Origin of the sequence: Pseudomonas sp. (genome assembly GCF_017744435.1) — a bacterium.
In the GTDB taxonomy this organism is placed as follows: Bacteria; Pseudomonadota; Gammaproteobacteria; order Pseudomonadales; family Pseudomonadaceae; genus Aquipseudomonas.
Genome location: NZ_JAGIBG010000019.1, coordinates 1 through 15,352, shown reverse-complemented (window position 1 = coordinate 15,352; position 15,352 = coordinate 1). Strand labels below are relative to the sequence as shown.

Below are 15,352 nucleotides of genomic sequence, written 5' to 3'. Positions count from 1 at the left end.
AAGAGGGAACCCATGAACAAGAGAATCGCCTTGCTGCTGGGCGCGGCCCTGCTGTTCGCAGGATTTGCCCAGGCAGCCGAAAAACCCCTGATCCGCATCGGCGCGCGGGTGTTCACCGAACAGACCGTACTCGCCGAAATCACCGCGCAATACCTGCGCGCCAACGGCTTCGACGTGCGCGTCACCACCGGCCTTGGCAGCAGCATCGCACGCCAGGCCCAGGAAACCGGGCAACTCGACCTGATGTGGGAATACACCGGCGTGTCGCTGGTCTCGTACAACCATATCGACGAGCGCATGCCCAATGCCGAGGCCACCTTCGCCAGGGTCAAGGAGCTGGACGCGAAGAAAGACCTGATCTGGCTGACCCCGTCGAAGTTCAGCAACACCTATGCACTCGGCCTGCCCAAGCAGGTGGCCGAGGCTTATCCACAGGTCAACACCATCAGCGACCTCAACCAGGTGCTGCGTGACGAAAGCCAGCGCAAGCATCTGGTGGCGCTGGACACCGAGTTCGCCAACCGTCCGGATGGCCTGGTCGGCCTGAAAGAGATGTACGACCTGAAAGTGGGCCGCGCCAACATCCGCCAGATGGATGCCGGGCTGGTCTACACCGCCATGCACAACAACCAGGTGTTCGCCGGCCTGGTGTACACCACCGACGGCCGCCTGAGTGCCTTCAACCTCAAGCTGCTGGAAGACGACAAGCACTACTTCCCCGACTACACCGCCGCCCCGGTGGTGCGCAAGCAGGTGCTCGACGCCAACCCGAAACTGGTCGGCCTGCTCAAGCCACTGGCAGAGCAACTCGACGACGAGACCATGCGCCAGCTCAATGCCAAGGTCGACGTCGAACACCAGAACCCGACCACGGTGGCCGCCGCCTTCCTGCGCGAGCACCCAATGCCTAGCGAGGTACAGCCATGAGCCTGCTCGACACGTTCGCCCACCTCGACTGGGCCCAGGTGCTGCAGCTGACCTGGCAGCACATCATGCTGGTCGGCGTCGCCGTGGGCCTGGCAATCATCGTCGGCGTGCCGCTCGGCATCCTGATGACCCGCTTCCCGGCCGTCGCCGGCCCGCTGCAAGCCAGCGCAACGGTGCTGCTGACCATTCCGTCGATCGCCCTGTTCGGCTTGCTGCTGCCGTTCTACTCCAAGTTCGGCCAGGGCCTCGGCCCGCTGCCGGCAATCACTGCGGTGTTCCTCTACTCACTGCTGCCGATCCTGCGCAACACCTACCTGGCCCTGACCAACGTCGAGCCCGGCATCCGTGAAGCAGCGCGCGGCATCGGCATGACCTTCGGCCAGCGCCTGCGCATGGTCGAGTTGCCGATTGCGGTGCCGGTGATCCTCGCCGGCGTGCGTACTGCCGTGGTGATGAACATCGGCGTCATGACCATTGCCGCCACCATCGGCGCTGGCGGCCTGGGCGTGCTCATCCTCACCTCCATCAGCCGCAGCGACATGTCGATGCTGCTGGTCGGCGCCGTGCTGGTCAGCCTGCTGGCAATCATCGCCGACCTGCTCCTGCAAACCCTGCAACGTGCCCTGACTCCAGAAGGACTGCGCTCATGATCGAACTCCAGAACCTCAGCAAGACCTTCAACGTCAACGGCAAGGACGTCAAAGCCGTCGACGCCGTCAGCCTCACCGTCAACGAAGGCGAAATCTGCGTGTTCCTCGGCCCGTCGGGCTGCGGCAAGAGCACCACGCTGAAGATGATCAACCGCCTGATCGCACCGACCTCAGGCCGGGTGCAGATCAACGGCGAAGACACCAGCGCCCTCGACGAAGTGACCCTGCGCCGGCACATCGGCTACGTGATCCAGCAGATCGGCCTGTTCCCCAACATGACCATCGAGGAAAACATCACCGTGGTCCCGCGCCTGCTCGGCTGGGACAAGCAGAAGTGCCACGAGCGCGCCCGCGAGCTGATGCACATGATCAAGCTCGAACCCAAGCAGTACCTGCAACGCTACCCACGCGAGCTGTCCGGTGGCCAGCAGCAGCGTATCGGCGTGATCCGCGCACTGGCGGCGGAAGCACCGGTGCTGCTGATGGACGAGCCGTTCGGTGCGGTCGACCCGATCAACCGCGAGATGATCCAGAACGAGTTCTTCGAGATGCAGCGGGCGCTGAACAAGACCGTGATCATGGTCAGCCATGACATCGACGAGGCGATCAAGCTGGGCGACAAGATCGCCATCTTCCGCGCCGGCAAGCTGCTGCAGCTGGACCACCCGGACACCTTGCTGGCGCACCCGGTGGATGACTTCGTGAGCAACTTCGTCGGCCAGGACAGCACGCTCAAACGCCTGCTGCTGGTGCGTGCCGAGGATGCGGCGGACAACGCGCCGTCGGTAAGCCCGCAGACGCCGGTCAGCGATGCGCTGGAGCTGCTCGACGAGCATGACCGCCGCTATGTGGTGGTGACCGACGGGCAGAACAAGGCGCTGGGGTATGTGCGCCGGCGTGACATGCACCGCCAGCAAGGGACCTGTGGCGATTTTCTGCGGCCGTTCAATGCCACGGCGTCGCATGACGAGCATCTGCGCATCCTGCTGTCGCGGATGTACGAGTTCAACCGGGCGTGGTTGCCGGTGCTGGATGCCGAGCAGGTGTTCCTGGGTGAGGTGACGCAGGAGTCGATTGCGGCTTACCTGAGTTCGGGGCGCTCGCGGGGGGCGAAGACCAGCATTGTGTCGCCGGCCGAGGTGGTGGCTTCGTAATCGCTGGGGGCGCTTCGCGCCCCATCGCAGGCAAGCCAGCTCCCACAGGTACGGCGCCAATCTCAGGGCCTGCGCTGTACCTGTGGGAGCTGGCTTGCCTGCGATGGGCCGCAAAGCGGCCCCCGGCAATGTCGGCTCAGAACCCTACACTGGCCTGCACATAGAAGGTCCGCGGCTCACCCACATAGATGCCGGCATTGTTGTCGCTCGAACGCGTGAAGTACTGCTTGTCGAACAGGTTCTTCACCCCCGCCGCCAGCTTCAGGTTGGACATCTCCGGCCCAAACGCGTACCCACCACGGGCATGCCAGGTCACATACCCCGGAATATCGCCATACTGCCCATCGGCACTCGGCTCGGTGATGTAGTCACCCGTGAAGCTGCCATCGGCATTGATCCCGGTCCCCGGCGCACGCTGCTTGGACTGGGCGTAGGCATCCAGATTCCAGGTCCAGCGGTTGATCGCATAACGCACCCCGGCCGTGGCCACCTGGCGCGAATAGAACGGCAGGTCACGGCCCTTGAAGCCCGGAATATCCCCTTCATACGTCGCGCGGGTATAGGTGTAGCCGCCGCTCACCGACAGGCCGTCCAGGCGCGGGTCCAACCCGGCCAGGTCATAGCGTACCGAAGCCTCGATACCCTGGTGCTTGGTCGCGCCGAGGTTGGTCCAGCCCACGTCGTTGCTGATGTACTGCAGCTCGTCATCGAAGTCGATGTAGAACGCGGTCAGCTCACCGGCGAAACCGCCGTTGTCATAACGGGTACCGAGCTCGTAGGTCTTGGCTTTTTCCGGCTCCAGGCCGTTGGCCGTGCTATTGCCGGTGCCGCCCTGACCCAGCTGGAAGTACTGCAGGCTGCCGAACGAGGTTTCGTAGTTGGCGAACAGCTTCCAGGCATCGGAGATGTGGTACATCACGCTCAGCGCCGGCAGCGGCTCGTTGCTGGTGATGCTGCGGTTCTTCTCCGGCACCGGGCGGTTGTTGGCATCCAGCACCGGGCGGTCGCGCCAGTCGGTATTGATGTGCTCGAAACGGATGCCCGGGGTGATGGTCCAGTTGCCGACATCGATCTTGTCATCGATGTAGTAGGCGCTGGCTTCGGTACCGCCGCTGCGGTCCTGGAACACGTGGCCGTCAGACGTCGGGGTGGGCGTCGGCACGTTGTCGATCAGTGCCAGGCGGGTCGACTGCTCGCGCATGGCCTCTTTCAGGTAGCGATAACCGACGCTGACTTCCTGGGTGGTAGGGCCTGCGAAGAAGATCCGCGACACCCGTGGCTCGATGGCGAAGGTGTGGTAATTGCGCGGGTATGACGACAGGGTCTTCATGTCGCGCGCGGCGATGGCGCTGCCACGGAAGCTGTCGGTGTAATAGGTCAGCACTTCGAACTGGGTGGCATCGTCGAGCTGGCGCTGCCACTTGAACGACACGTCCTTGCGCCGGCCGGCGAAGTAGTCGTAGTCGCGCAGCGACTGGTACGGGTTGCTGTCGTACTGGGCCTGGGTCAGGCCACCGGGCATGTCGGCACGGCCATCGTAGTAATGAAAGTTGAGCCAGAACTCGTCGACGTCGGTCGGCGCCCAGTGGGTCTTGAGGATGACGTCGTCAATGTCGTTGCCGTTGTTGCTCTCGCGATAACCGTTGCCGTTGACGCCGGTGTACAGCAAGGCCACGCCCATGCCGTTGTCGGCGGTACCGCCGACGAACGCCGATTCGGTGTGCTTCCAACCGCCGTGCTGGGAGGTTTCCAAGGTGGTGGACAGCTCCGCCGATGCCTTTTCGGGAATCGCCCGGGTCACGAAGTTGATCACCCCACCGACGTTCTGCGGGCCATAGCGCACCGAGCCTGCGCCGCGCACCACGTCGATGCTGTCGAGGTTGCCCGAGGAGATCGGTGCCATCGACAGCTGTGGCTGGCCATAGGGCGCAAAGGCCGCCGGTATGCCGTCGATCAGCACGGTCGAGCGTGGCGACAGGCGCGAGGTCAGGCCACGCACGCCAACGTTCAGCGACAGGTCACTGCCGCCAGTGCCGTTGCTGTCCTGTACCTGCACGCCAGGGATGCCGCGCAGCACATCGCGTACGTTCATCGCGCCTTTCTCCACCATCGCCTCGCGACGGACCACGGTGCGCGCGCCAGGGTGGTTCTGCACCACGGCCTGGTCGGCATCGCCCAGCCAGTCACCGACTACCTTCACGTCGGTGGGCGCCAGCTCCAGGCTGCCGGTGGTGAGCGTGCCGGCAGGCTGGGCCGGCTTCACCACCACCGTGTCTTCGGACATCTCATAGGTCAGCCCGCTGCCCTGCAACAGTTGCTGCAGCGCCTGCTCGGGCGCCAGGTTGCCGGACACGGCCGGGGCCTGCTTGCCCGCCACCAGTTCAGGGCTGAAGAACAGCTGCAGGTTGGTCTGCTGGCCCAACTGGCTCAGCGCCGAGGCCAAAGGCTGCGCCTGGATCTGGATCGTGCTGCCGGCCTGCTCGGCCTGGGCATTGATGGCCGCGGTGCTGACCGCCAGGGCCAGCGCCAGAACGCTCAGGCGTGGAAAAGGTTTGTTGTTGTTCACGTCGTCGAAACATCCTGAAGAAGGAATAAACGCCAACCGCATGCGAATGGAAATGCTTGGCAGTTGCAGCTGGCGGGGAAGACGAACGAGCGGAAAAAAACCTGAATCTATTTCGCGATAATTTCGCGGGAGCCGTCTTCATGGGCCTTGATCGCCACCGGCAGGATGCTCGGCAAGGCGCGCAGCAGCGCGTCCGTATCGTCGGTGCTGAAGGTGCTGGAGAGGCGCAACTGGGCAACTTTGCCAGGTGCCACGCGCAGTGGCTGGGCACGGTAGCGCGACACTTCGGCCACCACCTCGGCGAGGGTAGCGTTGTCGAACACCAGCTTGCCCTGGCGCCAGGCGGTCAGTGCGCTGGCGTTGACCGCATAAGGAGTGGCGACCTTGCCATGCGCGTCTATGTGGGAACCTTGGCCAGCGCCCAGTTGCGCCAGCGAGGTGTCACTGCCCTGCACACGCACCGAACCCTGCTCGACCGCCACACGGGTAGCGGCCGGGTCCAGACGCACATCGAAACGGGTGCCGGTCACGGTCACGCTGCCCTGGGCGGTGTCGACCACGAACGGGCGGCTGCTGTCGTGGGCGACGATGAACATCGCCTCACCTGCGTTCAACTGGATGTGCCGACGGCCCGGGCTGAAATCGACGTGCAGCTGGGTGGCGCCGTTGAGTTCGAGGTGCGAGCCGTCGGGCAACTCGACCTGGCGGCGCTCGCCAAAGGCCGTCTGCAGCTGATCCTGGTGATTGAGCTGCTGGTAGTGCCAGCCCATCCAGCCCAGCCCCAGCGCCACCACCGCCACACTCGCCGCCAGCGCCTGGCGCAGCAGGCGCCGCTGCGGTAGCTGGCGTACCGGGTCCGGCTCGCACAGCGCCTCGAGGCGCTGGCGCGGGATCAGTTCCGCCGCGCTCCAGACCGTGGCCAGGGCATCGTACTCGGCACGGTGGCTGGGGTCGGCGGCCAGCCAGGCACGTAGCTGTTTCTGCAGCGCGGCATCGCGCGGCGCGTCCTGCATGCGCACGAACCACGCGGCCGCCTGCTCACGGACGGTCTCGGAACCGTGCTGTTTCATGGGAAAGGTCTCCTGACTCATCGTGCTGACACATCCAGGTGCTCACGCAGATGTCGGAGCGTGCGAATCATATACTTTTCGACCATGTTCTTGGTCAAACCCATGCGCTCGGCGATCTCGGCCTGGCTCAGGCCTTCGAGCTTCTGCCAGATGAACACCCGGCGGCAGTTCAGCGGCAACTCGGCCAGTGCACGCTCGACGCTGTCGGCCAGTTCCAGGGCATGCATGTAGGCTTCCGGATCGTCGCTGGCGCTGCTGCCCTCATCGAAGGCCTCCAGCGCCAGGGCCTGGCGCCGGTCTTCGCGGCGAAACCCATCCACGGCGATGTTGCGGGCAGTCTGGTGCAGGTAGGCACGTGGCTGCTCGACCTGTTCGCGCGGGTTTTCCAGTACCCGGACAAAGGCATCGTGGGTGAGGTCCTCGGCCTGCTGACGACTGCGCAACTTGCGCGTCCAGGTGCCGATCAGCTCATGGTAGTGGTCGAGGAAGCCTTTGTGTCCGGACACGGTGGGGGTCGTCAGGGAGGCGGATGAGGGTGCGAATAGTAATGTTTCTCATCCATAACGGCAAATCTGCCCGACGGTAACAAAAAATTTATCGTGTTTTTCATGTACGGCAGTGCCAGGAAAATGTGGCCATAAATATGAACACCTGAGGCCTTTTCGCGGGCACGCCCGCTCCCACAGAAATCGCTTGATGCCTGTAAAAAGGGGCTTGCCTGCACAGGGGTCAAAACGCTCCATTCCACAATTTTTTACGCTTGAAACACCCGGGGGAACATCAGGTGGTCATGCGAGTCGGTTATTCAACGGGTAGGGCGTCGTTCCACGACGATCGCGCCCGGATTGCCTGTTGATTCTGCATTCTTCACGCCCTAAAGTGCGCGCCGAACGTCCATGCTGGAAACGATCCATCCGGCTCAAGTACTGAGTAGGCGAACCAAAGTGGGGATACGGAGGACGTTCAGTTTGCAGCCACTTAATCTTTCAGTTTGCCCATGGAGTCCCTGAGCATGTCGATCCAGGTCGAAGACTATTTCGCGCGTGACACCTTCCAGAAGATGAAGGCGTTCGCCGACAAGCAGGAAACCCCGTTCGTACTCATCGACACCCAGATGATCAGCCAGGCCTATGACGACCTGCGTGCTGGTTTCGAATTCGCCAAGGTGTACTACGCAGTCAAGGCCAACCCGGCCGTCGAGATCATCGACCTGCTCAAAGAGAAAGGTTCGAGCTTCGACATCGCCTCGATCTACGAGCTGGACAAGGTCCTGGGCCGTGGGGTCAGCGCCGACCGTATCAGCTACGGCAACACCATCAAGAAGTCCAAGGACATTCGCTACTTCTACGAGAAGGGCGTGCGCCTGTACGCCACCGACTCGGAAGCCGACCTGCGCAACATCGCCAAGGCCGCGCCGGGCTCGAAGGTGTACGTGCGTATCCTCACCGAAGGCTCGACCACGGCCGACTGGCCACTGTCGCGCAAATTCGGCTGCCAGACCGACATGGCCATGGACCTGCTGATCCTCGCCCGTGACCTGGGCCTGGTGCCTTACGGCATCTCCTTCCACGTTGGCTCGCAACAGCGCGACATCAGCGTGTGGGACGCCGCCATCGCCAAGGTCAAGGTGATCTTCGAGCGCCTGAAGGAAGAAGACGGCATCGAGCTGAAGCTGATCAACATGGGTGGCGGCTTCCCGGCCAACTACATCACCCGTACCAACAGCCTCGAGACCTACGCCGAAGAGATCATCCGCTTCCTGAAGGAAGACTTCGGTGACGACCTGCCAGAAATCATCCTCGAGCCAGGCCGTTCGCTGATCGCCAACGCCGGTATCCTGGTCAGTGAAGTGGTGCTGGTCGCACGCAAGTCGCGCACCGCCGTCGAGCGCTGGATCTACACCGACGTGGGCAAGTTCTCCGGCCTGATCGAAACCATGGACGAAGCCATCAAGTTCCCGATCTGGACCGAGAAGAAAGGCGAAGCCGAAGAAGTGGTCATCGCCGGCCCGACCTGCGACAGCGCCGACATCATGTACGAAAACTACAAGTACGGCCTGCCGCTGAACCTGGCCATCGGTGACCGCCTGTACTGGCTGTCGACCGGCGCCTACACCACCAGCTACAGCGCAGTGGAATTCAACGGCTTCCCGCCGCTGAAGGCGTACTACCTGTAATGCAGAACGGGGCCGAAAGGCCCCGTTTTCATTTGTGCTCTCCTGTGCCGGCCCCTTCGCGGGCACGGCGCCAGCTTCCAATGTGACGCGATCTCTGTGGGAGCGGGTTTACCCGCGAAGAGGCCGGCACAGGGAACATCAGGCCTCGCGCCGCTCCAGCTCTGCGGCATAGCTCCCGGCAAAAGCCACCAACACGGGGCCTGCCCCCTGCAGGGTCATCAAGGCACTGCGCAGGAAGTTCAGGTTCCCCTCGACCTTGGCCCGCTCCAGCCAGGTCCCCGCCTCCGCCACCTCGCCCCGCTCGGTCAGCACCATCGCCAGGCTGAACATCCCACGAAAATCCCCCGCCTCGGCCGAACGCCGATACCAGCGCACTGCCCGCACCGGGCTCGGCGCCGTGGCAATACCATGCTCAAGGTAGCGCCCATACAGGTTCATCGACTTGGCATGCCCCATCTGCGCCGCCTTTTCGTAACAGGTCAGCGCCTGGGCCTGGTTGGCCGGCAGACCACGCCCGGTGGCCAGCAAATTGCCGAGGTTGTACAGCCCCCAATCCAGCCCGGCATCGGCCGCCCGTGCATAGTGAATGGCCGACTGTGCCAGGTTCACCTCGCCACCCCAGCCATGTTCCAGGCAACGACCGAGCATGTTGTGCGCCATGGCACTGCCGCCTTGTGCCGCAATACCGAACCAGCGCCGGGCGACACTGGCATCCTGCTCGATGCCACGGCCATCGAGCAGGATCTGCCCGAGCAGCAACTGCGCCTCGACCACGCCCTCCCCCGCCGCCGCCAGGATCGCCTGGGCCGCCTGGCCGGGGCTGTGTTCGAGCATGGCCTGCAGGCCGGCAGCATCCACCACTTCTTCACGACGCAACTGATAGGACATGGCTCAGACCTCGGCCCAGCGGCGCAGCAGGTTGTGGTAGGTGCCGGTCAGTTGCAGCAGGGACGGGTGGTCAGGCACGTCGGCGGTGAGCTGCTGGATGGCATTGTCCATCTCGAACAGCAATGCCCGCTGGCTGTCCTCGCGCACCAGGCTCTGGGTCCAGAAGAACGCCGCGTAGCGCACGCCACGGGTCACCGGGTTGACCTTGTGCAGGCTGGTGCCGGGGTACAGCACCAGGTCGCCGGCCGCCAGCTTCACCTGCTGCACGCCGTAGGTGTCCTGGATCACCAGTTCGCCGCCGTCGTAGCTGTCCGGGTCGCTGAGGAACAGGGTCGAGGACAGGTCGGTGCGCACCCGCTCTGCGCTGCCCTTGGGCTGGCGCAGGGCATTGTCGATGTGGAAACCGAAGTTGCCGCCCTCGCGGTAGCAGTTGATCAGTGGCGGGAACACCTTGTGCGGCAAGGCCGCCGACATGAAACGCGGGGTCTGCCACAAGCGGTCGATCAGTGCGCTGCCGATTTCCTTGCCCAACGGGTGCCCTTCCGACAGCTGCAGGTTGTGCTTGGCCTTGGCCGACTGGTAGCCAGCCGTGACCTTGCCGTCGGCCCAGTCGGTCTGCTCCAGCGCCTCGCGGATACGGGCCAGTTCATCGGCGTCGAACAACCCTGGGATATGAAGCAGCATGCGGCAGCACCGTTAAGATCTGTAAAGGCTCAATGATATTGATTCCCTTTTACGCTGCACAAGCCCTGGCTGTGCCTTAGACGATTCAGTGTCCATAAATCGTAAAGAGAATATGTAAAGATTGTAAATTTCTAGCGAATGGTAACGAGTCTCAATTGTGCCTTACAATCCCTTACATTAACATCCGCGGCCTTCATACCTTGGGGAAGGCCAATAACAATGCGTCACGTACCATCTGCAGTGAGCTCACCACGCCTGATCGCCTCGGCCATCGGGGTCGCCCTCAGCGCTTCGGGCGCCTACGCCGCCGACCCGGCTGCCAACAATGCCGTCACCCTCGACGCCACCAGTGTCAATGGCAAGGCTGAACAGGCCAGCACCGACTACAAGGTCGACAAGGTCTCCTCGCAGAAGTACACCGCACCGTTGGTGGACACCCCGCGCTCGGTCACCGTGATCCCGCAGCAGATCATCAAGGACACCAGCGCCCTGACCCTGCAGGACGCCCTGCGCACCGTACCGGGTATCACCATGGGTGCTGGCGAAGGCGGCAACCCTTCCGGCGACCGCCCGTTCATTCGTGGCTTCGACAGCCAGAGCTCGATGTACCTGGACGGCGTGCGCGATACCGGTTCGCAAACTCGCGAAATCTTTGCCATCGAGTCGGTAGAAGTGGCCAAGGGCCCCAACTCCTCGATCGGTGGTCGTGGCGCAGCTGGCGGTACCATCAACATGGTCAGCAAGCGCGCACACCTGGGCAACTCGCTGGACGGCGCCTGGACCTGGGGCAGCGATCAGACCGAACGCTACACCCTCGATGGTAACTACCAGTTCAGCGACTCTGTCGCCGGCCGCCTCAACCTGATGACCCACAAAAGCAACGTCGCTGGCCGCGACGAGGTCAACTACGACCGCTGGGGCGTGGCACCTTCGCTGGTATTCGGCCTGGGTACCGATACTCGTTTGAGCCTGGACTACTACCACCTGGAAAGCGACGACCTGCCGGATTCGGGCATTCCCTACAGCCTGCGCTCCGGCAGCTCGGCTGCCCGCACTTCGGCCAACCCGGACAAGCCGACCCACGGCGGCGGCAGTAGCAGCAACTACTACGGCCTGGTCGGTCGCGACTTCTCCAAGAGCCGTGCCGATATCTCGACCATCAGCATCGAGCACGACCTGAACGACTCGCTGACCATCAAGAACACCCTGCGTCACGGCAACACGCTGCAGGACTACATCTACAGCCAGCCCGACGACAGCAAGGGCAACATCCTCAATGGTGAAGTCTGGCGTCGCCCGAACAACCGTGTGGCCAACACCCGTACCACCACCAACCAGACCGACCTGTTCGGCGACTTCTACGTCGCCGGCATGAAGAACACCTTCTCCACCGGCATCGAACTGAGCCGTGAGACCTCGGTTAAAACCGGCTACAACGTCACGGGCTTCAGCTCTGGCAAGTGCTCGAGTGCAACCGGGCAGATCTCCGGCGTGTGCACCTCGTTCCAGAACCCCAACCCGAATGAAGAGTGGGACGGCGACGTCAGCCGCACCCTGGCCGGCGCCGACACCGCAGGTACTACGCGCGCCATCTACTTCACCGACACACTGGAGCTCGACCCGGCCTGGTTGCTGACCATGGGCCTGCGCTACGATCACTTCGACACCAAGGCCAAGACCAAGCTGGCCAATGGATCGACCAGCTTCAAGACCGAAGACACCAGCGAGTTCGTCACCGGCCAGCTGGGCCTGACCTGGAAGCCTGCCGACAACGGCAGCATCTATGTGTCCTATGCCACTTCCGCCACCCCGGCTGGCGCCTCGCTCGGCGAAGGCTCCGACGGCAACCCGCTGTTGACTGCCACCACCACCAGCGACCTGAAGCCGGAAGAAACCACCAACTACGAAGTCGGCACCAAGTGGGACCTGTTCAATGAGCGCCTGGCGCTGACCGCGGCGATCTTCCGCACCGAGAAGGAAAACGCCCGTGTGCTGGTGGACAACAACACCTACCAGAACATCGGCAAGACCCGCGTCGATGGCCTCGAACTGAGCGCCACTGGCAAGCTGACCGACGCCTGGCAGGTATTCGCTGGCTACACCTACATGGACGCCAAGCTGATCGACGGTGGTGCGCAGAAGGTTGGCACGGTGTTCGTCGATGGCTACAACGATGGCAACCAGCTGCCTAACACGCCCAACAACAGCCTGACACTGTGGACCACTTACAATGTCACGCCGAAACTGACCATTGGCGGTGGTGCCTTCTATGTCGATGATGTGTTCGGCAACACCACCAACAGCGTGATGGTCGACTCGTACTGGCGCTACGACGCCATGGCCAGCTACAAGTTGACCAAGAACGTCGACCTGCAGCTGAACGTGCAGAACCTCACCAATGAGGTCTACTACGACAAGGCCTACGCTGCGCACTATGCCAACCAGGCCGCAGGGCGGACTGCGCTGCTGACCACCAGCTTCCACTTCTGACGAAACACCGCCGAGCCCCGTTCATACCTGTGAACGGGGCTTTTGCGTATCAAGGCATAATGCACGCCGCGCGGTTTGTGGCAGCAACACAAGGTGAGAGATGTGGTGAAGAAGACGTTGTTCCAACTGCACTGGTTCTTTGGCATCACCGCTGGCCTGGTGCTGGCCTTGATGGGCATCACCGGTGCGCTGTACTCGTTCCAGGAAGAACTGCTGCGTGCGTTTAACGCCGATGTGCTCAAGGTCGAGGTGCGCGCCGAGGGCGTGCTGCCACCGGGCGAACTGGTGCGCCGGGTCGAGGCCGAGCAAGGCGACAAGGTCTCGATGCTGTGGGTGGACGTGCGCGAAGGCAATGCCGCGCGGGTGTTCTTCACCCCGCCACCGGGCGAGCGCCGGGGCGCGCTGCGCTATGCCGACCCGTACACCGGCGAGCTCAAGGGCGAGGCGGCCGGGCAAGGCTTCTTCAACCTGATGCTGACCCTGCACCGCTTCCTCGCCATGGGCGACACCGGCCGCCAGATCACCGGCGCCTGTACCCTGATGCTGGTGTTCTTCTGCCTGTCCGGCCTGTACCTGCGCTGGCCGCGCAAGGCGCTGAACTGGCGCACCTGGCTGACCTTCGACTGGGCCAAGAAAGGCCGTGCCTTCAACTGGGACCTGCACGCCGTGGCCGGTACCTGGTGTCTGCTGTTCTACCTCCTGTTCGCGCTGACCGGGCTGTTCTGGTCCTACGAATGGTACCGCTCGGGCCTGAACAAGCTGCTGGCCGATGAGCCCGCCGCAGGGCAGCAGCAGAAACGCGGCGAAGGCCGTGGCCGCCATGGGCCGCCCAAGGCCGACAAGAACGCGCCGCCGCTGGTGGTCGACTACGACGCCATCTGGGCCAACCTCAAGAACGCCGCCGGCCCGGGCCTGGCCATGTACAACCTGCGCCTGCCCCCGGCTGGCGGACAGCCGGCCAACCTGTTCTACCTGCTCGAGGACGCCGCCCACCCGCGTGCGTTCAACACCCTGGTGCTCGACCCGGCCACCGGCCAGGTCAAGAGCCAGGACCGCTACAGCGACAAGTCCTTCAAGGCGCAACTGCTGCAAAGCGTCTACGCCCTGCACGTCGGCGAGTACTTCGGCCTGCCGGGTCGCATCATCGTCACCATTGCCAGCCTGACCATGCCGCTGTTCTTCGTCACCGGCTGGCTGCTGTACCTCGACCGCCGGCGCAAGAAGCGCCAGGTACGGGCTGCCCGCGGCACGGTCGACAGCAACCAGGTCGGCGGCGACAGCTGGCTGATCGGCTTCGCCAGCCAGAGCGGCTTCGCCGAGCAACTGGCCTGGCAAAGTGCCAGGCAGTTGCAGGCCGCCGGCTTGCCGGTACAAGTACGCGCGCTGGCCGACCTGGGTGAAGCAGACTTGCGCCAGGCTCGCCGCGCCCTGTTCGTGGTCAGCACCTTCGGCGACGGCGAAGCGCCCGACAGCGCACGCGGCTTCGAACGCAAGGTCCTCGGCCAACCCTGGGCACTGAACCACCTCGACTATGCCCTGCTCGCCCTTGGCGACCGCCAGTATCCGCACTTCTGCGGCTTCGCCCGGCGCCTGCAGGCGTGGCTTGGCGAGCGTGGCGCCAGCAGCGCATTCAGCCCGGTGGAAGTGGACAACGCCGACCAGGCCGCATTGCAGCAGTGGCAGCAGGAACTGGCGCAACTGACCGGCGCCCAGCCCGTCAGCGCCTGGCAGCCGCCGAGCTTCGGCAACTGGACCCTGGTGCAACGCGATCTGCTCAACCCAGGCAGCCAAGGCCAGCCGGTCTACCTGCTGGGCCTGCGGCCCGAGCAACCCGCCAGCTGGGAAGCCGGTGACCTGGTGGAAATCCTGCCGCTCAATGGCCAGCCACGGATCGATGCGTTCCTCCACGGGATGGCATTGGACGCCGAGGCCATGGTGCACGCCGAAGGTCTGCAGCAAACCTTGAACCAGGCGCTGGCTGGCCGCCAGTTGCCGAGCCGTCGCGATCACCTGCTCGGCCTGCGCCCACAAGCGCTGATCGATGCATTGGTGCCGATCGGCAGCCGCGAGTACTCGATTGCCTCGATCGCCAGCGATGGCGTGCTGGAACTGATCGTGCGCCAGGAGCGCCATGCCGACGGTAACCTCGGCCTGGGTTCGGGCTGGCTGACCGAGTACCTGCCGCAGGGCGGCACCTTGAACCTGCGCCTGCGCCGCAACAGTGGCTTCCACCTGCCTGAGACCGCTGCACCGATGATCCTGATCGGCAACGGCACCGGCCTGGCCGGCCTGCGCAGCCTGATCCGCGCGCGGGTCAATGCGGGCGAGCAGCGCAACTGGCTGCTGTTCGGCGAGCGTAACCGGGCGCATGACCTGCTGTGTGGCGCGGAGCTGCAGGGCTGGGTCGAGAGTGGCGACCTGGCGCGGCTGGACCTGGCGTTTTCGCGGGACCAGGCCGAGAAAGTGTATGTGCAGGATGTGCTGCTGCAGCACGCCGATGAGTTCAAGCGCTGGGTGGCTGACGGGGCTTGTGTGTATGTCTGCGGTAGCCTGCAAGGCATGGCTGCCGGGGTTGATGCGGCGCTCAACGGCTTGCTGGGGGAAGAGACTGTTCAGCAGCTGATCGAGGATGGGCGGTATCGGCGGGATGTGTATTAGCTGCTAGCTGCACCGGCCTTTGTGGGAGCCGCGCTTGCCGGCGATGGGCCGCGAAGCGGCCCCGGCAATTTATGCAGCAACCTTGAAAT

General features: G+C 63.8%; 11 protein-coding genes. 6 read left to right on the top strand and 5 right to left on the bottom strand.

The window, feature by feature from the left end:
* Positions 1–12 precede the first annotated feature (12 nt).
* From J7573_RS14725 to J7573_RS14715, 3 genes are read left to right on the top strand one after another with little or no spacing between them, the layout of a single operon-like run.
* Entirely contained in the window at positions 13–927 is a 915-nt protein-coding gene (locus J7573_RS14725; protein ID WP_294336234.1) for a glycine betaine ABC transporter substrate-binding protein, read from the top strand.
* A complete protein-coding gene (locus tag J7573_RS14720; protein ID WP_054901077.1) occupies positions 924–1,577 on the top strand; it encodes an ABC transporter permease in 654 nt (217 codons plus the stop codon). The genes J7573_RS14725 and J7573_RS14720 overlap by 4 nt, the downstream gene beginning before the upstream one ends.
* The gene (locus tag J7573_RS14715; RefSeq protein WP_294336222.1) at positions 1,574–2,731 is read left to right on the top strand and encodes an ABC transporter ATP-binding protein; all 1,158 of its coding nucleotides are present in this window, start codon (positions 1,574–1,576) and stop codon (positions 2,729–2,731) included. Before J7573_RS14720 ends, J7573_RS14715 begins: the two co-directional genes overlap by 4 nt.
* A 136-nt stretch (positions 2,732–2,867) precedes the next feature.
* Here the strand turns inward: J7573_RS14715 and J7573_RS14710 are convergent, their stop codons facing one another.
* From J7573_RS14710 to J7573_RS14700, 3 genes are all read right to left on the bottom strand, one after another.
* Positions 2,868–5,297: a TonB-dependent siderophore receptor gene (locus J7573_RS14710; RefSeq protein ID WP_294336219.1), complete on the bottom strand. Its 2,430-nt coding sequence runs from the start codon at positions 5,295–5,297 to the stop codon at positions 2,868–2,870.
* 107 nt (positions 5,298–5,404) lie between these two features.
* Entirely contained in the window at positions 5,405–6,367 is a 963-nt protein-coding gene (locus J7573_RS14705) for a FecR family protein (protein ID WP_294336218.1), read from the bottom strand.
* Positions 6,368–6,384: 17 nt separating this feature from the next.
* A complete protein-coding gene (locus J7573_RS14700) occupies positions 6,385–6,873 on the bottom strand; it encodes a sigma-70 family RNA polymerase sigma factor (RefSeq protein WP_294336215.1) in 489 nt (162 codons plus the stop codon).
* 506 nt (positions 6,874–7,379) lie between these two features.
* On the opposite strand from J7573_RS14700, the gene J7573_RS14695 reads away from it, so the two are divergent.
* Positions 7,380–8,543 carry a type III PLP-dependent enzyme gene (locus J7573_RS14695; RefSeq protein ID WP_025337787.1) on the top strand — a complete coding sequence of 388 codons (1,164 nt, stop codon included), beginning with the start codon at positions 7,380–7,382 and terminating at the stop codon, positions 8,541–8,543.
* Positions 8,544–8,681: 138 nt separating this feature from the next.
* Here the strand turns inward: J7573_RS14695 and J7573_RS14690 are convergent, their stop codons facing one another.
* Together J7573_RS14690 and J7573_RS14685 are read right to left on the bottom strand one after the other, a co-directional pair.
* A complete protein-coding gene (locus tag J7573_RS14690) occupies positions 8,682–9,431 on the bottom strand; it encodes a tetratricopeptide repeat protein (RefSeq protein WP_294336193.1) in 750 nt (249 codons plus the stop codon).
* 3 nt (positions 9,432–9,434) lie between these two features.
* A complete protein-coding gene (locus J7573_RS14685) occupies positions 9,435–10,115 on the bottom strand; it encodes a Fe2+-dependent dioxygenase (protein WP_294336190.1) in 681 nt (226 codons plus the stop codon).
* Between the two features lie 219 nt (positions 10,116–10,334).
* On the opposite strand from J7573_RS14685, the gene J7573_RS14680 reads away from it, so the two are divergent.
* Together J7573_RS14680 and J7573_RS14675 are read left to right on the top strand one after the other, a co-directional pair.
* Positions 10,335–12,605, top strand: a complete 2,271-nt coding sequence (locus J7573_RS14680) for a TonB-dependent siderophore receptor (RefSeq protein WP_294336188.1) — start codon at positions 10,335–10,337, stop codon at positions 12,603–12,605.
* A gap of 102 nt (positions 12,606–12,707) precedes the next feature.
* On the top strand, positions 12,708–15,263 hold the full coding sequence (locus tag J7573_RS14675; protein WP_294336186.1) for a sulfite reductase flavoprotein subunit alpha: 2,556 nt from the start codon (positions 12,708–12,710) through the stop codon (positions 15,261–15,263).
* Positions 15,264–15,352: the final 89 nt, after the last annotated feature.

Excerpts from the sequence above, each read along its gene's own strand:
- J7573_RS14725 (WP_294336234.1), top strand. The coding sequence starts at position 13 with ATGAACAAGAGAATCGCCTTGCTGCTGGGCGCGGCCCTGCTGTTCGCA.
- J7573_RS14720 (WP_054901077.1), top strand. The coding sequence starts at position 924 with ATGAGCCTGCTCGACACGTTCGCCCACCTCGACTGGGCCCAGGTGCTG.
- J7573_RS14715 (WP_294336222.1), top strand. The coding sequence starts at position 1,574 with ATGATCGAACTCCAGAACCTCAGCAAGACCTTCAACGTCAACGGCAAG.
- J7573_RS14705 (WP_294336218.1), bottom strand. The coding sequence starts at position 6,367 with ATGAAACAGCACGGTTCCGAGACCGTCCGTGAGCAGGCGGCCGCGTGG.
- J7573_RS14695 (WP_025337787.1), top strand. The coding sequence starts at position 7,380 with ATGTCGATCCAGGTCGAAGACTATTTCGCGCGTGACACCTTCCAGAAG.
- J7573_RS14690 (WP_294336193.1), bottom strand. The coding sequence starts at position 9,431 with ATGTCCTATCAGTTGCGTCGTGAAGAAGTGGTGGATGCTGCCGGCCTG.
- J7573_RS14685 (WP_294336190.1), bottom strand. The coding sequence starts at position 10,115 with ATGCTGCTTCATATCCCAGGGTTGTTCGACGCCGATGAACTGGCCCGT.
- J7573_RS14680 (WP_294336188.1), top strand. The coding sequence starts at position 10,335 with ATGCGTCACGTACCATCTGCAGTGAGCTCACCACGCCTGATCGCCTCG.